Annotated in this window: 26 protein-coding genes; all 26 read left to right on the forward strand. The window is 55.2% G+C overall.

The window, feature by feature from the left end; translation table 11 throughout:
* Positions 1-67 precede the first annotated feature (67 nt).
* The 26 genes from V2154_RS02245 (at position 68) to V2154_RS02370 (ending at position 17,494) form a co-directional block, all read left to right on the forward strand.
* Positions 68-229 (forward strand): hypothetical protein, encoded by a 162-nt coding sequence (locus V2154_RS02245; protein WP_278879016.1) that lies wholly within the window; start codon positions 68-70, stop codon positions 227-229.
* Positions 222-1,283, forward strand: a complete 1,062-nt coding sequence (locus V2154_RS02250; RefSeq protein ID WP_353500891.1) for a replication protein — start codon at positions 222-224, stop codon at positions 1,281-1,283. Before V2154_RS02245 ends, V2154_RS02250 begins: the two co-directional genes overlap by 8 nt.
* Complete coding sequence (locus tag V2154_RS02255; RefSeq protein WP_353503887.1) at positions 1,283-2,671, forward strand: replicative DNA helicase; 1,389 nt, start codon at positions 1,283-1,285, stop codon at positions 2,669-2,671. The genes V2154_RS02250 and V2154_RS02255 overlap by 1 nt, the downstream gene beginning before the upstream one ends.
* Positions 2,671-3,093 (forward strand): NinB/YbcN family protein, encoded by a 423-nt coding sequence (locus V2154_RS02260; protein WP_353500892.1) that lies wholly within the window; start codon positions 2,671-2,673, stop codon positions 3,091-3,093. The genes V2154_RS02255 and V2154_RS02260 overlap by 1 nt, the downstream gene beginning before the upstream one ends.
* Positions 3,094-3,218: 125 nt before the next feature.
* Positions 3,219-3,575 (forward strand): RusA family crossover junction endodeoxyribonuclease, encoded by a 357-nt coding sequence (locus V2154_RS02265; RefSeq protein ID WP_353503888.1) that lies wholly within the window; start codon positions 3,219-3,221, stop codon positions 3,573-3,575.
* A complete protein-coding gene (locus tag V2154_RS02270; protein ID WP_353500893.1) occupies positions 3,572-4,255 on the forward strand; it encodes an antitermination protein Q in 684 nt (227 codons plus the stop codon). Before V2154_RS02265 ends, V2154_RS02270 begins: the two co-directional genes overlap by 4 nt.
* Positions 4,256-4,526: 271 nt before the next feature.
* A complete protein-coding gene (locus V2154_RS02275) occupies positions 4,527-4,736 on the forward strand; it encodes a class II holin family protein (RefSeq protein WP_353500894.1) in 210 nt (69 codons plus the stop codon).
* Positions 4,736-5,275: a lysozyme gene (locus V2154_RS02280; RefSeq protein WP_353500895.1), complete on the forward strand. Its 540-nt coding sequence runs from the start codon at positions 4,736-4,738 to the stop codon at positions 5,273-5,275. The genes V2154_RS02275 and V2154_RS02280 overlap by 1 nt, the downstream gene beginning before the upstream one ends.
* Complete coding sequence (locus tag V2154_RS02285) at positions 5,268-5,798, forward strand: hypothetical protein (RefSeq protein WP_353500896.1); 531 nt, start codon at positions 5,268-5,270, stop codon at positions 5,796-5,798. Before V2154_RS02280 ends, V2154_RS02285 begins: the two co-directional genes overlap by 8 nt.
* Positions 5,795-6,127, forward strand: coding sequence for a hypothetical protein (locus tag V2154_RS02290; protein ID WP_353500897.1), 333 nt, complete (start codon positions 5,795-5,797; stop codon positions 6,125-6,127). Before V2154_RS02285 ends, V2154_RS02290 begins: the two co-directional genes overlap by 4 nt.
* A gap of 75 nt (positions 6,128-6,202) precedes the next feature.
* On the forward strand, positions 6,203-6,385 hold the full coding sequence (locus V2154_RS02295; RefSeq protein ID WP_353500898.1) for a hypothetical protein: 183 nt from the start codon (positions 6,203-6,205) through the stop codon (positions 6,383-6,385).
* 11 nt (positions 6,386-6,396) lie between these two features.
* Complete coding sequence (locus V2154_RS02300) at positions 6,397-7,107, forward strand: terminase small subunit (protein ID WP_353500899.1); 711 nt, start codon at positions 6,397-6,399, stop codon at positions 7,105-7,107.
* 86 nt (positions 7,108-7,193) lie between these two features.
* Positions 7,194-8,348, forward strand: coding sequence for a PBSX family phage terminase large subunit (locus V2154_RS02305; protein ID WP_353503889.1), 1,155 nt, complete (start codon positions 7,194-7,196; stop codon positions 8,346-8,348).
* A gap of 2 nt (positions 8,349-8,350) precedes the next feature.
* Positions 8,351-9,826 (forward strand): DUF1073 domain-containing protein, encoded by a 1,476-nt coding sequence (locus V2154_RS02310; RefSeq protein WP_353500900.1) that lies wholly within the window; start codon positions 8,351-8,353, stop codon positions 9,824-9,826.
* Positions 9,714-10,523 carry a phage head morphogenesis protein gene (locus V2154_RS02315; RefSeq protein ID WP_353503890.1) on the forward strand — a complete coding sequence of 270 codons (810 nt, stop codon included), beginning with the start codon at positions 9,714-9,716 and terminating at the stop codon, positions 10,521-10,523. Before V2154_RS02310 ends, V2154_RS02315 begins: the two co-directional genes overlap by 113 nt.
* A gap of 2 nt (positions 10,524-10,525) precedes the next feature.
* The gene (locus tag V2154_RS02320) at positions 10,526-11,761 is read left to right on the forward strand and encodes a DUF2213 domain-containing protein (protein ID WP_353500901.1); all 1,236 of its coding nucleotides are present in this window, start codon (positions 10,526-10,528) and stop codon (positions 11,759-11,761) included.
* A 9-nt stretch (positions 11,762-11,770) separates the two neighbouring features.
* Positions 11,771-12,265 (forward strand): structural cement protein Gp24, encoded by a 495-nt coding sequence (locus tag V2154_RS02325; RefSeq protein WP_353500902.1) that lies wholly within the window; start codon positions 11,771-11,773, stop codon positions 12,263-12,265.
* 14 nt (positions 12,266-12,279) lie between these two features.
* Positions 12,280-13,218, forward strand: coding sequence for a DUF2184 domain-containing protein (locus V2154_RS02330; protein ID WP_353500903.1), 939 nt, complete (start codon positions 12,280-12,282; stop codon positions 13,216-13,218).
* Between the two features lie 38 nt (positions 13,219-13,256).
* Positions 13,257-13,625 carry an STY1053 family phage-associated protein gene (locus V2154_RS02335; protein ID WP_353500904.1) on the forward strand — a complete coding sequence of 123 codons (369 nt, stop codon included), beginning with the start codon at positions 13,257-13,259 and terminating at the stop codon, positions 13,623-13,625.
* Positions 13,591-13,995 (forward strand): DUF4054 domain-containing protein, encoded by a 405-nt coding sequence (locus V2154_RS02340; protein WP_353500905.1) that lies wholly within the window; start codon positions 13,591-13,593, stop codon positions 13,993-13,995. The genes V2154_RS02335 and V2154_RS02340 overlap by 35 nt, the downstream gene beginning before the upstream one ends.
* Positions 13,992-14,555, forward strand: coding sequence for a hypothetical protein (locus V2154_RS02345; protein WP_353500906.1), 564 nt, complete (start codon positions 13,992-13,994; stop codon positions 14,553-14,555). Before V2154_RS02340 ends, V2154_RS02345 begins: the two co-directional genes overlap by 4 nt.
* A complete protein-coding gene (locus tag V2154_RS02350; RefSeq protein ID WP_353500907.1) occupies positions 14,542-14,931 on the forward strand; it encodes a head-tail adaptor in 390 nt (129 codons plus the stop codon). The genes V2154_RS02345 and V2154_RS02350 overlap by 14 nt, the downstream gene beginning before the upstream one ends.
* Positions 14,921-15,466 (forward strand): phage neck terminator protein, encoded by a 546-nt coding sequence (locus tag V2154_RS02355; protein WP_353500908.1) that lies wholly within the window; start codon positions 14,921-14,923, stop codon positions 15,464-15,466. Before V2154_RS02350 ends, V2154_RS02355 begins: the two co-directional genes overlap by 11 nt.
* A gap of 3 nt (positions 15,467-15,469) precedes the next feature.
* Positions 15,470-16,615, forward strand: a complete 1,146-nt coding sequence (locus tag V2154_RS02360) for a DUF3383 family protein (protein ID WP_353500909.1) — start codon at positions 15,470-15,472, stop codon at positions 16,613-16,615.
* Between the two features lie 9 nt (positions 16,616-16,624).
* Positions 16,625-17,065: a phage structural protein gene (locus tag V2154_RS02365; RefSeq protein WP_353500910.1), complete on the forward strand. Its 441-nt coding sequence runs from the start codon at positions 16,625-16,627 to the stop codon at positions 17,063-17,065.
* 3 nt (positions 17,066-17,068) lie between these two features.
* Positions 17,069-17,494, forward strand: a complete 426-nt coding sequence (locus V2154_RS02370) for a phage tail assembly chaperone (RefSeq protein WP_353500911.1) — start codon at positions 17,069-17,071, stop codon at positions 17,492-17,494.
* Positions 17,495-17,516 lie beyond the last annotated feature (22 nt).

Genomic DNA, 17,516 nt, shown 5'->3' on the forward strand with positions numbered 1-17,516 from the left:
AAAAAAAAGCCGCACTGCGCGAACAGTACGGCCGTCACTTCTCAAAACCACTGAGGTTTTAACCATTATGCACAAGAACAAGCGCCCAGCGCAACCCCGAGAATATACCCGCTATGACTTTGTCCGGCCTGCCGATCCTATCGGCGCTGCGCCTAAAGCTTTTCAGCAACGCTTTGCCGCCGAATGGCGCAAGGTGCAGGCGCAGCATGAGGAAAAGGCAGATGAATAGCACCGCTGAAATACTTCAATTTCGCGCTAAAGAAGAGCGCGAGGAGCGTCGCGTGGCTGATACCGAAGATGGGTATTTCCGGCTGGCAAATATGCTCGTGGAAGAATATGCAGGCGCGGATTTAACCAAGCGTCAATTCAAAGTGCTACTGGCCATTTTAAGGCTGACTTATGGCTGGAATAAAAAAATGGACCGGATCAGTGATTCTCAGATTTCTGAGATAGCACGTCTCCCTGTGAAGCGTTGTAACGAAGCAAAGCTACAACTGGTTGAAATGAATGTTCTTCTACAGCAAGGGCGCCAGTTTGGCCCGAACAAAAATGTCTCTCAGTGGGTTATCCCTCAAAACGAGGGATTATCCCTCAAATCAGGGGATAAAAAATCCCTCAATTTAGGGGAGCGCCATCCCTCAAAACAGGGGGACACCAAAGACATTATTCCAAAGACAGTAAAAACAGATCCCCCTAAAGCCCCCGAGGGGCAGAGCGGGAAGGAATTTTCAGAACACGTTCTGGCAGAAGCAAAACAGGCTCTGGAGTATTACAACGAGCTGACAGATGGCAGTTGCCGTTCTGCTGAACCCTTCGCCGTGCTGCTGACTGAAACCAAGTCTCGCAGCGCCTACACCCTGCAAGACTTGCAGTTGGTCGTTCGCTGGGTAGTTCGCACTTGGAAGCGCCGAAATAACACCGTGGCCAAGCCGATGAACATCTGCCGTGTCAATCGCTTCGACGGTTACCTGTCCGACGCAGAAGCCTGGCAGAAAACCTGCGTTGATATCGACTGCCAAGCGGTGATTGACACCTACAACGCGGTAACCGACGGACGCATGGCGCCAGCCGAGCTTTACCGCGACCGTGAGCTGGCGATCCGCGAATTAGCCTGCCACCTCGCTAAACAGACCGTAGACGGCTTTAGAGCTTACTTCGAGGCATTCCTGACCGATGCACGGGAATTCCACTTCGGTGGCCCTGACGGCCTCGGCTGGCGCGCTAATTTCGATTATCTGATGAAGCCTGAGACGCTGCGCAACGTGAAGGAAGGGACACTGTGATCAATCAAGAAATCGAAGCGAGTGTGATCGGTGGCCTGATGGTGAGCGGACTCACCCCCGACGCTGGCGATGTTCTGGCAACGCTCGAGGCTGATTCGTTCAGCGTGCCGTTCTACCGTGAGACGTTCAAAGAGATTAAGCGGCAAGCGAATAACCGTGGCCTGATCGACGCGCTAATGATTGCCGAAGCAATGGGGGAAGAGCACTTCGCAAACGTCATGGAAACCATGCGCAAATGCCCGTCGGCGGCGAACCTTAAAGGCTATGCGCGCATCGTGAGCGAGTTCTCGCAGATCCGCCAGTTCCAGCGGCTCATGGAAACCTATTACGACCAGATCACCACGTCGAACAACCACGAACGAGCGATCGACACGATTCAGGAATTCGTCAGCCAGGTGATGAACATCAACCGCTCGCACGATGAGATACAGCCAGTTCACATCGATGAGCTGCTCGGCTCGTATGGCGAGTTACTTGAACACCGTCTGCTGAACGGCGAAGAGTCCGACACGCTGAAAACGGGCATTGCCGAGCTGGACGAAATTACTGGCGGCCTGAACAACGAGGATTTGATCGTGGTGGCCGCGCGTCCGGGCATGGGCAAAACCGAGTTTGCGCTGAAGGTTGCCGAGGGCGTCGCTGAAAGCAAGGTTCGCATTGGCGAGGAAGACCTCCCGCGCGGTGTTCTGATTTTCTCCATGGAAATGAGCGCCCAGCAGGTTATCGAACGCCAGTTAGCTGGTGCGTCCAACATGCCAGTATCTTCACTGCGCAAGCCTTCCCGCATGAACGATGAGGACTGGGCGCGGATCTCCATGGGCATTAGCCGCCTGCAAGGGCTGCAAGTTTGGGTTGTTGATGCGTCAAACCTTACGGTTGAGCAGATGAGGGCCATTGCCGAGCGCCTCAAGCGTAAGCATCCAAACCTTTCGCTGATCATGGCCGACTACCTTGGCCTGATTAAAAAGCCGCGCGCTGAGCGCAACGACCTCGCTATCGCCCATATCTCCGGCAGCCTGAAGCGTATGGCGAAAGAGCTGAAAACGCCCGTTATCTCCCTGAGCCAGCTCAACCGTGACGTTGAGAGCCGACCAAAGGGGCAAAAACGCCCGGTTAACTCAGACCTGCGTGACGGCGGCTCAATCGAGCAGGATGCGGACGGGATTTACATGCTCTACCGCGACGGCGTTTACGAGCCGGACAGCCCGGCCGCACCATTCGCTGAAATCATCGTGACCAAAAACCGCTTTGGTGAACTCGGTACCGTTTACCAAGAATTCAGAAACGGCCACTTCATGCCGACCGACCAGGTCCGCGCAGCCGAAATCTGCAAGGTTCGCCCGCAGCCGGCGGCGTCACAACGCACTTACGCGAAGAGGGATATCTGATGGATGACTTCTGCCTGCACGAAACGACGAAAGCACAGCTCTGGCCTGTTCTCAAAGAGCTGGTTGCGTCGGGCAAGCGCTACCGCGTCAGCATCGTTGAGTGGCGCGATAAGCGCTCGCTGAGCCAGAACGCGCTCCTGTGGAAATGGAACGGTGAGATCGCCAGCCAAGTGGCGCGGGCCGGAAAAGGCAAGTTCACTGCCGAGCAACTGCATGAATACCTCAAAGACCTGTATTGCCCGCCAAAGGCGATAACCGTCATGGGCGAAACGCGCTACGTGAAGTCCACCAAGCTGCTCGATACAGGAGAAATGACCTTGTATCTCGAGCAAGTCGATGCGTGGGCACATCAGCGCAACTTTCGCCTGACAATCCCCGCGCGCTGCGAATACCAACAACTCAGAAATCAGCAGGTGGCATAAATGCTAGAGACGCTAATTCGATTCTTTGCCGTGGTGGGCTTTGTTGCATGCGCCGGCGGCCTCCTGGTGGTTGTCCCTATGGGCGCTAACTGGCTTAAACAGCTACTGCGCAAAAAGGAAGCATGATGAAAACATACGTGATCACGCCTATCCCGAAGCCTCGCATGACACAGCGTGACCGCTGGGCGCAGCGCCCGCCAGTGCTCCGGTACCGTGCGTTTTGCGATGAGGTGCGGCTCAAGGGGATCTCATTGCCTGAGAGTGGCTGGCACGTCACGTTTGTTTTGCCGATGCCCGCCAGTTGGAGCAAAAAGAAAAAGGCTGACATGGCGGGCAAGCCGCATCAGCAAAAGCCCGATAAAGACAATCTGGAAAAAGCGTTGCTCGATGCGATTTTCGTGGACGACTGCCGAATTTGGGACGGTCGAGTAACAAAGGTTTGGGGTGAATCCGGTCAGATAATCATTGGAGAAATTAGATGAATCTTGAAGCAGCTGTTAAACATTTTTCCCCGAAAAGCCTGATGATTAGCGATTCATCTCGCGCGACAGCATCTGCGGCGCTGACAGGTACCGATGTAATGGCTGCACTGGGAATGGCCCAGTCCCGAGCAGAGCTTGGGTTTGCGCTGTTCTTTGCCAAGCACATGAAGGACCAAGAGAGCAGGGATAAGGCAATCAAGCTTCTTGCTGTTGTGGCATTACGGATAGCGCCGAAGTCAATCGGGAAAGTGGCTGGGCGGCAGATGGCAAAAGCCATGCTGATCATGTGCGGGCAAGCAGTTGATGTTTACTGCCGCACCGCTGACGATCCTCACGCACGATGCCCTCAATGCAAAGGGCGCCGAAAAGTGGCTCCAATTGCTCTCGCTAATGGCGGAGGATTGATTTGCGATTATGCGCTCATGGGCAAGGCTGAGGGGCAGATAAGCGAGCCTGGCGAAAGGGATTGCCCGCGCTGCCATGGTACCGGCCTGAAAGCATCACCATCTTCGCGCACCTATCGCGCCATTAATGCGCTGCTTCCCGATTTACCACAGCGGACATGGTCGCTTAACTGGAAACCTTTTTATGACCAGCTCATTAGCCACTGCGATGCGGAAGAGTCACACGCAGACTGGCAGTTTATAAAAATAACCAGTGGTAGCACGATAGCCGCTTGATGTGTGTTTATCGGTTATTTTGCATTCACGATGCTTGCAAAGTTGCCAAAAGTGTTATAGATTTCGCTTAACGATGGGATATTAATACCCACAACACATTTAAGCCTCGGCACTCGCCGGGGCTTTCGCGTTTCTAGGGCTGCCAAATTGGCGGCCTTTTCTCGTTTTAGCGCCCAGTCAATCAGCACCTATCTCACCATTCCCGCAAATCGACTGCGGCGCTAAATACCTACCGACTACGCACCCAACCGGAAACCCGGAGGGGGAGACTATGAAAATGGACAAATTAACTACTGTCGTTGCATACGGAGCATCGGCGGGTAGCGTCCTGAACGGCCTGTTAAACACATTTAGTCCGGATCAGTGGAATGCTATCGGCGTGCTGGCAGGCATCAGCGTTGCGGTGCTGACGTATATGACCAACCTCTATTTCAAAATCAAAGAAGACCGCAGGCGCGCCCGCGCGCTAGGCGGTGAGTAATGGCCGTTTCGCCTGGTGTTAAAAGCAAGCTCAGCAAGGCTGTGATCGCTCTAATAATTTCTGGCGCTAGCGCCTCGGCGATACTCAGCCAGTTCCTCGATGAGAAAGAAGGCAATCGCCTCAACTCCTATCAGGACGGAAAAGGCATCTGGACAATCTGTCGCGGCGCCACGCGCGTTGACGGGAAGCCAGTAGCGCAGGGTATGCGCCTTACCGCGCAAAAATGCGACCAGGTGAACCAGATTGAGCAGGAAGCGGCGATCGCGTGGGTTAAGAAGAATGTCCACGTACCGCTGACTCAGCCACAAATTGCCGGAATTGCCTCGTTCTGCCCGTACAACATCGGCCCCGGCAAATGCTTCCCCTCCACGTTCTATCGCAAGCTTAATGCTGGCGATCGTCGTGGGGCATGCGCCGAGATAAAGCGCTGGGTGCGGGATGGCGGCAAAGACTGCAACATCCGCGCGAATAACTGTTTCGGCCAGATCGAGCGCCGCGACCAAGAGAGCGAGCTGACATGCTGGGGGCTTGATGGTTAACAAAGCGGCAGTGATAGCCACGTTGATTATCTTTTTGCTGATTGGCCTGCTGCTGGCGCTGGCATTCCATTTTTATGGCGTTTCTGTAGAGGCGAAAGGCAAGGTTAGCCAGCTGCAAAGCGATAACGCCTTGCAGGCGCAGACAGTGGCCACGCAGGCGTTTAACTTCCAGCGCTCAAACCAGATAGCCAGCGCCGCGCAGCAATACGCCGTTCAGATAACGGGAAAGAGTCAGGAGCGTGAAATTGAATATCGAACGATTCTCAAGAGCGAGCCGACTTGTGCTCTGCCTATCCCTGCTGACATTGCTAACAGCTTGTACGGCTACGCGGACCGTTTACGTGCCAGCGCAATGCACGCCAATACCGGCCAGCCTATTGCAGCCGCTGTTAGTGCCACTACCTCCCGCCGAATAACTTACTGTCAGGCGGTTTTGTGGATTGACCCGCTGCTTACCTTGATTGACCAGGCGAACAGCCAGCTCGCTGGAATTCGTCAAATTGAAGAGGCCAGACAGAAATGATTAAGCGCTTTCTCGCATGGCTGAAAAGCATCTATTTCAAACCGGCAGCCGCCGACATCAAAACACCAGAGGTAGTAACCATGTCCGAACCACTGCAAGACCAGCCAATCAATCACACGCCTGTTACCTCAACCATTCCAGATGTGAATCAGCAGCAGCCTGCTCCAGCAGCGCCAATCGCTGTGGCAGAAACAGTCAAACCACTATCTCCGCTGGAAGCGCTCAAGGCGCGCGATGATGAGTTTGTGAATTTCGTGGTGCACGGCTTGGCCGTTCTCGGCGAAGAGGCTGAGGCCGAACTGGTGGCGTTGAAAGCCAAGTATTTCTAAGCCTGATAGCGCATTACAAGGGGCATCGTGTTTCGCGACGCTCCTGATAATGGTTTATCAACAAAGGGGGCTGCAATGGCAAAGCTAAATTTAGAAGTTACACCGCCGTCCACGGCAGACGTAAACGCTGTTTTTTCAGAAGTGGAGCGCAAGTATCGAGGCAAGGTCGCCACGCCGGAAACCATAGCTGATATGGAGCGTGAGGCTGCTCGACTTATTCGCCGCTTAATCAATACGAAAGTGACGTTCATTAAGTAAGGGTACCGATCATGGCAAAACCGGACTGGGGAACACTGCAAAACCAGTACCTCGCCGATCATGCCAGCACTGGAATATCCCCTAAAGAATGGTGTGAAGCGCAAGGTCTAAATTACACCTCTGCGCGCAGGTACATCAAAAAACCTTCTGCGCAAAAAACTGCGCACAAAGAATTGCGCAAAACTGCGCAAAAGCAGACGCCACTAGATGACGACCGCGCAGTAAGCGCCAGCGCTGCGCAGGAAGAACCGTCGGAAAACGAGGGTGTTCTAAAGCCGCAGCACGAACAATTTGCGCAGAACATTGCGCGCGGCATGACCCAAAAAGAAGCCGCAATCTGCGCGGGCTACTCACCGACGCGAGCTGACACTCAAGCCCCGACTCTGCTCAAGCGGCCAGACGTTCGCCGCCGTATCCGCGAGCTGAGACAGGAAGCTGCATTGCTCGTAACGTTCGACGCGAAGGATCTGGCGGAGCTTTCTTATAAATCGGCCCAGCAGGCATTACTCGATAAGAGGTTTGGACAGGTCGCGCCCAACGTTAAGAACGCCGCGCAGCTTACCGGCATCGATATGGCGGCCAGTAAGACTGAGGTCAACGTCGATTTAGCTGGCCTGAGCTACGGCAAAGTTTGCATCGTTACCCCGGCTAATTGCCCGAGCGACGTGTGGGCTTCCCACATGGAGAAGCTGCGCGCGGGAAAAACGATAGCCCAGTCATAATTGACGGTGTTCTGTACGCCTTTAGTAGTGACTGGGCGACAGATGTACTTTACGACGCGCCGATAGGTTCCGTGCGCTGGCGCTGGATGTACGGCGGTCGCGGTGGCGGTAAATCGGTTGAAATAGCTCGCTCTCTGGTTATTCAGGGCGCGATTGAGCCGATGATCATCCTCTGCGCGCGTGAGTTCCAAAACTCTATTAACGATTCGGTGCTGGCACTGCTGGACGCTGAGATCCATGCGCTCGGTCTCGCTCACTTCTATAAGGTAAAAAACAACGAAATCGAGGGGCGTAACGGCACCCGTTTTGCGTTTAAAGGCTTGCGTAACAACATCCAGAGCATCAAGTCGATGTACGGCATCAAGATTTGCTGGGTGGAAGAGGCGCAGACGGTATCGCAAGACAGCTGGGACACCCTCGGCCCGACCGTTCGCGCCAACAAGTCAGAAGTTTGGGTTTCCTATAACCCGCGCGAGGCGACCGATCCAACGTACATGTTGATGAAGCGCCACGAAGAAGACCCGCCGGACGGTGGAGCTATCATCCGCCAGGTTAACTATCCGGATAATGCCTTCTTCCCTGACGTTCTGCGGCAGGAAATGGAGTACTGCAAGCGCATCGATTACGAGGCATACGAGCATATTTGGCTCGGTTTGCCGCGCGCGATTAGCGAGGCGGTTATCTTCTCCGGCAAGTATCGCGTTGAAGCATTTCCCGATGATTTGTACCTTCAGGCAGATCGACTCTTCTTTGGCGCTGACTTCGGTTTCTCGCAAGACCCATCCACGCTCATACGCTGCTTCATGCTCGATAACTCACTGTATATCGAGTACGAGGCTTACGGCGTGGGCGTCGAGCTGGTCCAAATGGCCCAGTTCTACGACTCAATCCCCGAAGCGCGCAAGTGGCCCATTCATGGCGATAACAGCCGACCGGAGACAATCAGCTACATCGGACAGCAAGGCTTCAACATCGACGCCGCGTCGAAATGGCCCGGCAGCGTGGAAGACGGCATCACTTACCTTCGCAGCTTCGAAACGATAGTCATCCATGAGCGCTGTAAGCACATGATCGACGAGGCGCGCCTCTACTCCTACAAAACCGACCGGCTGACCGGGGAAATCCTCCCGATCATCGTCGATAAACACAACCACTGCTGGGATGCCGTGCGATATGGCCTTGATGGCTACATCACAAGCGCGGATGGCCTTGGCACGTGGGCGAAACTTGGCAGAGGCTGAACATGTCACAAACACAATCTGTCGAGTCGATAAGCATCCCGACCCACGACAGCTACGAAAACTTTGTTGCCCGACTGGGCCTGAACGAGTCGAACCAGTCTGGCGCCAGCACCTACAAGAACAACTGGACGTCGCGTAACCGGCTGCTGGTCGAGCAGGCTTACCGTTCATCATGGCTCGTCGGCGTTGGCGTTGATGCCGTTCCTGACGACATGACCCGCAAGGGCATCACCATCACCTCAAAGCTGGAAGACGGCCGCAAGAAGCAGCTCGACAACGCTTGGGATGAAATGGGGCTGTGGGAGGCACTGAACGACACGCTGAAATGGGCGCGGTTATACGGCGGCGCGGTCGGGGTGATCCTGATTGACGGGCAGAACTATTCGACGCCGCTGCGCATCGAGGCAATCGCGAAGGACTCCTTCAAAGGCATCATGGTGATGGACCGCTGGATGCTCAACGCAGCGACCGAGCAGCGCGTCAAAGAGATCGGGCCGGACTTTGGCATGCCTGAGTTTTACCGCGTAGTGACGTCTGCAACCGGCATCCCGCCGTGGAAGATCCACCACTCGCGGCTAATTCGTTTTGATGGGGTCCCACTGCCATATCAGCAGCGCCTGACCGAAAACGACTGGGGGATGTCAGTTATCGAGCGCTGTTTTGATCGCCTTCTGGCGTTCGACTCCGCGACGACTGGCGTGGCCCAGCTGATTTACAAAGCCCACCTTCGCACGTACAGCATTGAAGGGCTTCGCGGCCTGCTGGCGATGGGTAAAGACAACCCAGCATTTAAAGCGCTGATGGCGCATATGGACATGATTCGCCAGTACCAGAGCAGCGAAGGCATGACGATCATGGACGCCAAGGATAAGTTCGAGGCCCATTCGTATGCCTTCGCCGGGCTAAGCGACGTGCTGGCGCAGTTCGGCCAGCAGGTATCCGGCGCGTTCGGCATTCCTCTTGTCCGGCTGTTCGGCCAATCGCCGGCCGGATTCTCAACCGGCGACACTGATCTCGCCAACTACTACGACAACGTGTCCACTCAGCAGGAAAGAAAGCTGCGCCGTCCTGTGCGCAAGCTTTTTGCCGTGCTGCACATGAGCATGTACTCAACGCCACTGCCCGATGACTTCTCCTTCGAGTTCAATGAGCTGTGGCAGACGCCTGACGGCGAGCGCGCGGAAACGGCCAGCAAGGTTGTGGACGCTACGGTGAAAGCCGTGGACGCCGGACTGATGACCGAGAAGGCAGGCGCTCAACATCTGCAAGAGACGTCACGCGTAACCGGTTTGGGCGGGACCATAAGCGACAAGGATATTGACGATGCCAATGATCTCCCGCCGCCGAGCGAGAAAGACCTCGATGATGTCCAAGCCGCCCAACTTAAAACGGGCGGAGCGCCAGCTCGGAACACAATTACGACAGATAGCGCAGGCAGTCGGAGCAATCGTCGAGGGTTCTTACGATGGTTCCAATGATAGCGTCACCGACATCATGGACCGGCTGGAGCGATACGCCGACCTGATCGAACCATGGGCCGAGTCAGTGTCTGCGCGCCTGATTGAAACGCTGAAAATTTCGGATGATGCGATGTGGCGTGACAGGTCACAGGCAATCTCTGCTGGTCTGCGCGACATCATGGACAGCAGCACGGGTTCGGTTGTTCGCAGCATGATGTCAGAGCAAGTCAAACTCTTTAAATCTCTCCCGCTCGAGGCCGCCGACCGCGTTTACGACATTCATAACCAGGCGATTGAAGCCGTGGTGTCTGGTAAGCGCTCAACCGAGCTGCAAAAAGAAATCATGCGTACTGGTGAGGTGGCAGCTTCGCGAGCGCGCCTGATAGCCCGTACCGAAGTTGGGCGGGCTTCCACGGCAATCACTCAGGCCCGCTCGGTTGCGATTGGTTCTGAGGGGTATATCTGGCGCACTTCAGAAGATGGTGACGTCCGGCCGTCTCACGCCAAGATGAACGGTAAATATGTTCGCTGGGATTCGCCACCGACGCTGGATGGCATGACCGGCCACGCGGGCCAGTTCCCGAACTGCCGTTGTTATCCAGAGGTGGTGCTTCCACACTCCAACATCATTGCTTCTAACGCACAGCTAACCCTCGACGGAATGCGCATTGCCTCTGTCGATGGTAAATCAGTGCGGGTTAGAACTAAGGCTTAAAGATGCAATATTTCTATACCACCCGCCTAGGCAATACCCGCTTTGAAATGGCCGACGGCTCGCTGCTCTGCAAAGACGTGCCAATCGCCCGCACTGGCTCTCAGGTTTACCACGAAAGCGAGCTGGAAGGTCTGGTCGGCGATGAGGATGGCGAGATAGTCGTCACCCGCGATGCTGACGAGGTATTCCGGCCCGAAACGCTCGCTTCCTTCGAAGGCATGGCCTTCACCCTTGGTCACCCCAGCGAAATGGTTAATCCGGGTAACTGGAAAGACTTCGCGCACGGCCATATTCAAAACGTCCGGCGCGGCGCGGGCGACCAGTCAGATTTAATGCTCGGCGACATTCACATCAAGACCGCCGAAGGCATTCGAAAAGTAATGGATGGGCAAGACCAGATCTCGATGGGCTACGACGCCGAGTATGAGCAAAGCGGACCCGGAAAGGCACGGCAACACACCATTATCGGTAACCACTGTGCGAGCGTTCCAAACGGTCGCGCAGGTATTCGTTGTTCAATCGGAGATAGCAGATTCATGACAACCAAAAATCAGGGCTGGTTTAGCCAGCTGAAACGAGCGATTAAAACTAAAGATGCCGATGGTTTGGCTGATTTGGTGAATAACGCGCCCGATGAGCTGATCGAGCCTAGCCTTGATTTGGCTCGCGCAGTAAACATCACTATTAACCCCGCGCAGCCGCTACCGCCTGAGAAAGATTTGGGCGGCCTGACGACTGATGAAGACGGTGAAGGCGGAGCGACGTCAGTCGGCGAATTGGAGAAGAAGGTTGATGCGCTGACACTGCTTGTCCAGCAGTTGATTAATCCAGCCGCGGCGACCACTGACTCCGACGATCCGGACGAAGTAGAAGAGAAGAAGAAAATGACGACTGATGCCGCTTACGCTCAGGGCGTTATTTCTCGCGCGGACCTCATCATGCCGGGCGTTAAATTGCCGGAAGGTGGGAAACTCGGCTCGTTCAAGCGTTCAGTAATGGACGCGGCGTTTAAAACGACTGAGGGCTATGCGCTGCTTTCCCCGCTGGTCGGCACGTCGCCGGACTTCGCCAAAATGCCGAAAGCGACACTCGACGCGACCTTTGTCTCTGCCAGTGAAATCGCCAAGGCCCGCAACAATGCGGTTGTAAATACTACCCGCATCAGCGCATTCGACGCCTCTAACAAAAACTCTCCGGCTGCTCTTAACGCGGCTTTCGCAGCTCACTGGAAAAAATAAGGTAACCCAATGCCATCATTACTTTACCGGATGCCAGTAGGCATCGCCGGGGCTATCTCACGCCCGCAAGACCTGACCGCCGAGCCGGTTATCCTCAATGCTGCGAATACCTTCAGCTTCTACGGCTTGGCAGGTAAGGACAGCGCTGACGGTAAGTTCGTGCCGCTGGCCGCCGCAGACGTTGCGACCGTTATTACCGGCCTCTATGTCCGCCCTTATCCAACCACCTCAACGCCTGATCTGGTTCGCCAGATTGGCGGCAACGGCAACTTTACTGGCGACGTGATGAAGCGCGGTTACATGACCGTGAACATCGGCGGCACGGCGGTAAATTTGACGAAAGGCGCGCCGGTTTACGTGCGTAATGCCAATCCGACCGATGCCAGCCCGCTGGGCGCAATTCTGGGGGCCGCAATTACCGACGAGACCGTCGTGCTGCCTAACGCAACATTCACCGGTGCCGGCGATGCTTTAGGCAATGCCGAAATCGCATACAACATCTAAGAGAGCCGCTAAATATGTTTACTTTTGACCAAGCTACCGTCGATAGCACCGGTGCGTATCTGGTTGGCGAGCTTGAGCGCCTCGACCAGACGCTGAACCTTCCACTGGCGGGTTACACCTGGTCGCGTGATATCCAGCTGCGCGAAGACGTATCAATCGCTGATGACATCAGCTCATTCACAAACAGCTCGTTCGCTGCGGCCGGTACGCCAAACCCGAACGGTAAGAACTGGATCGGTAAGGAATCCACGGCCATTGCCGGTATCAGCCTTGATATTGATAAAAAAGGCTTCCCGCTGAGTTTATGGGGGATGGAACTTGGCTGGACCGTTGTTGAGCTGGCAGCCGCCGCGCAAGTTGGCCGACCAGTTGACGCGCAGAAGTACGATGGCATGCAGCTCAAATGGAACATGGACACCGACGAGCAGGTTTATCGCGGTGACATCCAGCTTGGTGTGAACGGTCTCTTCAATTACGCGGGGGCATCTGTAACCAACGCCGTTAAAACATGGGCCAACTCTACAAACCAAGAGATTCTGGACTCGATCAACTCGCTGCTGACTAATGCATGGAGAGCAACTGGATATACGCTGGTGCCGCGCGACTTGCGCCTGCCGCCAAAAGCCTTTGCGCTTCTGGCTCAGCGTATCGTATCTGATGCTGGTAATCAGTCGTTACTGACCTACCTGCAAATGAACACCATTGCCTACCACCAGAACGGCGTTCCGCTGAATATCTACGCGGTGAAATGGCTGGAAGGCGCGGGCGTTGGCGGTAATGACCGCATGGTGGCCTACACCAACGATAAAAAATACGTTCGCTTCCCGATGGTCCCTCTGCAAAACGTGCCTATCCAGTATCGCGGCATTTTCCAGCTGACCACCTACTACGGCAAGTTGGGCGCAGTCGAATCACCGTACCCTGAAACCATGGCGTATCTGGACGGCATCTAACCCACTCAAGCCCCGGAAGGGGCTTACAGGAGATTTAAATGGCTAAGAAAATTATCCGGGTGCATACGCCGTTCAACTTCAACTTTGAAGACGGTTCAAGCCAGCGCTTCGAGCTTGGAGAGCATACGGTTGACGATAAGGTGGCTGACCACTGGTTCGTTGTTGCTCACGCCGAAGTAACTGGTAAGGCAAAGGCTGCGTCTGATGCAGCAGCGTTTCAGTCGCAAATCGACAGCCTGACCGCGCAGCTGGCTGATAAGGACGGCACTATTACAGAGTTGCAGACTGCCGCGGAACAAAAAGACCAGCAGATCGCAATCCTGACCGCGCAGCTGGCAGAACTGCAAAAACCCGTAGTTGAGGAAACCAACGATGGCAAGAAACCGAAATCTACCGACGATAAGTGATTTCCGCCGCGACTTTCCTCAGTTCTCCGATGTAACCAAATACCCCGACGCAACCATTCAATTTCGCCTCAACCTCGCTGATTTACTGATTGATGGGTCCGATAAAGGGGATTTGTTCCCCTATATCGTCGAGCTTTTCGTCGCGCACTATCTGGCGCTTAACTCGGCGGATCAGCGGGCTGCTCAGGTTGGCGGCGCGGGCGGCAGTAATAGCGGGATCTTGACTTCGAAGTCAGTGGACAAGGTCAGCATGAGCTTTGACACCAGCTCCACGCTAGACCCTGACGCGAAGTTCTGGAACAACACCCGCTACGGCTCGGAATTCTGGCAATACATCTCACTGTTTGGTTTTGGCGGGATACAGCTATGAAAAGCGGGCTGACGGTGCGGGCAGATAAAAGCCGGGATGTTCTCTCCGCGCTTTTAGAAATGGTCGGGCGGGATGTGCTGGTGGGCATTCCGCAAGAAGCGGATCAGCGTGAGCCGGAAGAGGGTGTGAAGTCGGATATTGGCAACGCTGCAATTGGCTACATCAACGAAAAAGGCTCGCCGGCTAAAAACATTCCGGCGCGTCCTCACCTCCATCCCGGCGTCGAATCTGTTCAGACCCAAACGGTCGAGCAGATGAAGAAGGCTGCCATTGCTGCGCTGGATGGTGATGTCGGTGCTGCTGAGCGTGCGCTCAACTCCGCTGGGGTTATCGCCTCTGATGGCGTCAAGCGTTACATGACCATTACAGGCTTCACGCCCCTCGCGGAAAGCACGCTTAAAGCGCGTGCAGCACGCGGGCGAAAAGGGGCTGCTAAAGAGCTTGCCAGCCGCGCAGCGGGTAACGCACCGGACAATGCGAATGCGCGTCCACTGATTGATGAAGGCCAGTACCGGCGCGCCATAACCTATGTCGTGAGGAACAAAAATGCCAAATCTTGACGTGACCGAGATTCTCTTTGATCCGGACTTCGCTGACTTCTCCCTGGTTGTGACGCGGAACATTCAGGCCGTTGATGACGACGGCTACGCCAGTAACGCGCAAACGAAAGCCACTTTTGCTGGCGTGGTGACGGTTGATCGTTCACTCGAAGCGCGGCGCATGCAGGCCGGGCAGGTCGTTAATGGAGCGATCCTCATCGTCACCACGGAGCGGCTTACGCAGGGCCAGACCGGACGCGATGCAGACATCGTGACCTACCAGAATCGCGACTATCGCGTGACGTTCGTTGATCCCTATACGGCATATGGCGCGGGGTTTGTTCAGGCGCACTGCGAGTTGCAGCCGTTTGACGGAGGAACGCCTATTGAGCAATAACACCACAGCGCCGGGTTGGCTGACGCCTACCGGCAATCCCCCTGACGATGATGAGGCGCTCGAGCGAAAGCTTAATAAGTGGCTGAGGGGATTATCAGGCTTGTCCGCCGGAATGGTTCGCCCCCGCTGGACGCCAACACAGGCCGCGATGCCGCCGCAGGATGCGAACTGGTGTGCGCTTGGAATTATGGTGACTGATGATGATGCCAATCCGGCCTTTCAAAACCAAACCGATGATTCCGCTGAGATGTGGAAACATGAACAAATCGAGTGTCTGGCCTCGTTCTACGGGCCGAATAGCCAAAGTATTGCCAAGCAGTTTCGTGACGGGTTGATGGTGTCGCAGAACAACGCCCAGCTGAATGAAATCGGCCTTTCCCTCGGCACATATACCAAGCTAACCCCCGCGCCAGAGCTGATTAATAACCAGTGGGTGCGGCGCTATGACATGACCATTTACTTGCGCCGCAAGTTGGTCCGCACCTACGGAATCAAATCCATCCTCGATGCATCCGTTTCCTTTTTCGGAGATTAAACCATGCCACAGGGCTTACCTGTTTCTAATGTCGTCCAAGTAGACGTCATCATGTCGCCGACGGCGGCAACGGGGCGCAACTTCGGCGCTCTGCTGATCCTCGGCTCGTCCGAGGTTATTCCAATCTCTGAGCGCATTCGCCTGTACGCCAGCCCCGAGGATATCGGGACCGACTTCGGCATTACCAGCGAAGAATACAAAGCGGCAACCGTCTTCTTCTCACAGAAACCCGCGCCAACGCAGGTTTACGTTGGCCGTTGGGCCAAGACGATCGCCGCGGCCGAGACGGGGACGCCTGAAACGCTCTTGCAGGCTGTTAACGCTGCTTTGCAGTTCACCAACTGGTATGGGCTAGGCGTTGCTGATTCTGCTGCGCTGCCGGATGCTGACGTGCTTTCCGTGGCGACCGCCATTGAATCGGCGAGCGTTTCCCGTATTTTTGCGGTCACCACGCAAGACCCGAATACGTTGGTAGCGGCGACAACGACCGATCTGGCGTCGAAGCTAAAGACGGGGAGCTATGGACGCACGTTTTGCCAGTATTCCTCATCCAGCAAATATGCCGCGCTGTCGGCGTTCGGACGTGCGTTTACCGTGAACTTCAACGGCAACAACACCACCATCACGCTGAAATTCAAGCAAGAGCCGACGGTAACCTACGAAACGCTGACCGTCGCACAGGCTGATGCCATTGACGCGAAGGATGCCAACGTCTTCGTTTACTACCAGAACGACACGGCAATCATTCAGCAGGGCGTGATGTCTAACGGCGATTTCTTCGATGAGCGCCATGGCCTCGACTGGCTGCAAAACTTCGTCCAAACCAACCTCTTTAACCTGCTTTATACCAGCACCACCAAGATCCCTCAGACCGAATCAGGCGTCACTCGATTGCTGACCAACGTCGAGCAGTCGATGGATCAGGCTGTTTCTAACGGGCTGGTTGCGCCGGGTGTTTGGAACGGTGGACCGATTGGGCAGGTTAGTCCGGGCGATACGCTGACCAAGGGTTATTACGTTTACGCCAACCCGTTGGCAACGCAGGCGCAGGCAGACCGCGAGAAGCGCAAAGCCCCGGTTATTCAGGTGGCCTGCAAGCTGGCTGGCGCTGTTCACTTCGCAGACGTTCAAATCAACGTCGTTCGATAAGGATAAAAAATGCCAACTTATTCATTTATTGATGTTTCGGCATCTATGTCCGGTCCGACCGGCATTATTGATTTGGGCTACGGTGCGCAGAACGCCGAAGAGGGGATCACCGTCGCGATGGCCGAAGCGAAGAACACCATGACTATCGGCTCTGACGGCGAAGTCATGCACAGTCTGCATGCTGGAAAGGCCGGGACGGTGACCATCACGCTGCTCAAAACATCCCCAGTAAATAAGAAACTGTCTTTGGCTTATAACGCGCAAAGTCAGTCATCCGCGCTTTGGGGCAATAACGTTTTTGTTATCCGCAACTCAGCATCCGGTGACTTAGTGACCATTCGCTCAGCAGCCTTCCAAAAACAACCCGACTGGAATAACCCGAAAGTAGCTGGGACGGTCGCATGGGTGTTTGACGGCGGCAAAGTTGACGAACTGTTAGGGGAGTTCTAACCGATGGAATTCGAAATTAAGGGCGTGCAATACCGCATCGCCAAGCTGAGCGTCTTCGACCAGTTTAAAGTCTCCCGTAAATTGCTGCCGGTGCTATCCGGCATGCTTTCTGATTTTCAGGCGATTAAGGGACTGGCCGCTAAAGGCGACTCTGCGACCATCATGGAAAAGGTGCTGCCGAAAATTGCCCAGTCGCTTTCTGATTTGAGCGACGACGACGCCAACGCGGTGATCTATCCCTGCTTAGCAGTCGCGAAACGCAAGCACAATAAAGGCTGGGTTCCGGTCTTTGCAGGCGGCGAGCTGGCGTTTGACGATCTGGACATGCTCGGCATGCTGCAAATTGTGGGGCGCGTGGTGGGTGATTCGCTGGGAAATTTTTTGCGAGAACTCCCCGCGAAAGGCGCGGAGGAAGCGCCAGCGGATTAACCCTTGAGGCGCTGCCCGGCGG

Source organism: Ewingella sp. CoE-038-23 (genome assembly GCF_040419245.1).
Taxonomy (GTDB): domain Bacteria; phylum Pseudomonadota; class Gammaproteobacteria; order Enterobacterales; family Enterobacteriaceae; genus Ewingella; species Ewingella allii.

What these genes read in the sequence shown, in the direction of transcription:
- V2154_RS02245 (WP_278879016.1), top strand. Translation starts at nt 68, where the DNA reads ATGCACAAGAACAAGCGCCCAGCGCAACCCCGAGAATATACCCGCTAT.
- V2154_RS02250 (WP_353500891.1), top strand. Translation starts at nt 222, where the DNA reads ATGAATAGCACCGCTGAAATACTTCAATTTCGCGCTAAAGAAGAGCGC.
- V2154_RS02260 (WP_353500892.1), top strand. Translation starts at nt 2,671, where the DNA reads ATGGATGACTTCTGCCTGCACGAAACGACGAAAGCACAGCTCTGGCCT.
- V2154_RS02265 (WP_353503888.1), top strand. Translation starts at nt 3,219, where the DNA reads ATGAAAACATACGTGATCACGCCTATCCCGAAGCCTCGCATGACACAG.
- V2154_RS02270 (WP_353500893.1), top strand. Translation starts at nt 3,572, where the DNA reads ATGAATCTTGAAGCAGCTGTTAAACATTTTTCCCCGAAAAGCCTGATG.
- V2154_RS02275 (WP_353500894.1), top strand. Translation starts at nt 4,527, where the DNA reads ATGAAAATGGACAAATTAACTACTGTCGTTGCATACGGAGCATCGGCG.
- V2154_RS02280 (WP_353500895.1), top strand. Translation starts at nt 4,736, where the DNA reads ATGGCCGTTTCGCCTGGTGTTAAAAGCAAGCTCAGCAAGGCTGTGATC.
- V2154_RS02285 (WP_353500896.1), top strand. Translation starts at nt 5,268, where the DNA reads ATGGTTAACAAAGCGGCAGTGATAGCCACGTTGATTATCTTTTTGCTG.
- V2154_RS02290 (WP_353500897.1), top strand. Translation starts at nt 5,795, where the DNA reads ATGATTAAGCGCTTTCTCGCATGGCTGAAAAGCATCTATTTCAAACCG.
- V2154_RS02295 (WP_353500898.1), top strand. Translation starts at nt 6,203, where the DNA reads ATGGCAAAGCTAAATTTAGAAGTTACACCGCCGTCCACGGCAGACGTA.
- V2154_RS02300 (WP_353500899.1), top strand. Translation starts at nt 6,397, where the DNA reads ATGGCAAAACCGGACTGGGGAACACTGCAAAACCAGTACCTCGCCGAT.
- V2154_RS02305 (WP_353503889.1), top strand. Translation starts at nt 7,194, where the DNA reads ATGTACGGCGGTCGCGGTGGCGGTAAATCGGTTGAAATAGCTCGCTCT.
- V2154_RS02310 (WP_353500900.1), top strand. Translation starts at nt 8,351, where the DNA reads ATGTCACAAACACAATCTGTCGAGTCGATAAGCATCCCGACCCACGAC.
- V2154_RS02315 (WP_353503890.1), top strand. Translation starts at nt 9,714, where the DNA reads ATGTCCAAGCCGCCCAACTTAAAACGGGCGGAGCGCCAGCTCGGAACA.
- V2154_RS02320 (WP_353500901.1), top strand. Translation starts at nt 10,526, where the DNA reads ATGCAATATTTCTATACCACCCGCCTAGGCAATACCCGCTTTGAAATG.
- V2154_RS02325 (WP_353500902.1), top strand. Translation starts at nt 11,771, where the DNA reads ATGCCATCATTACTTTACCGGATGCCAGTAGGCATCGCCGGGGCTATC.
- V2154_RS02330 (WP_353500903.1), top strand. Translation starts at nt 12,280, where the DNA reads ATGTTTACTTTTGACCAAGCTACCGTCGATAGCACCGGTGCGTATCTG.
- V2154_RS02335 (WP_353500904.1), top strand. Translation starts at nt 13,257, where the DNA reads ATGGCTAAGAAAATTATCCGGGTGCATACGCCGTTCAACTTCAACTTT.
- V2154_RS02340 (WP_353500905.1), top strand. Translation starts at nt 13,591, where the DNA reads ATGGCAAGAAACCGAAATCTACCGACGATAAGTGATTTCCGCCGCGAC.
- V2154_RS02345 (WP_353500906.1), top strand. Translation starts at nt 13,992, where the DNA reads ATGAAAAGCGGGCTGACGGTGCGGGCAGATAAAAGCCGGGATGTTCTC.
- V2154_RS02350 (WP_353500907.1), top strand. Translation starts at nt 14,542, where the DNA reads ATGCCAAATCTTGACGTGACCGAGATTCTCTTTGATCCGGACTTCGCT.
- V2154_RS02360 (WP_353500909.1), top strand. Translation starts at nt 15,470, where the DNA reads ATGCCACAGGGCTTACCTGTTTCTAATGTCGTCCAAGTAGACGTCATC.
- V2154_RS02365 (WP_353500910.1), top strand. Translation starts at nt 16,625, where the DNA reads ATGCCAACTTATTCATTTATTGATGTTTCGGCATCTATGTCCGGTCCG.
- V2154_RS02370 (WP_353500911.1), top strand. Translation starts at nt 17,069, where the DNA reads ATGGAATTCGAAATTAAGGGCGTGCAATACCGCATCGCCAAGCTGAGC.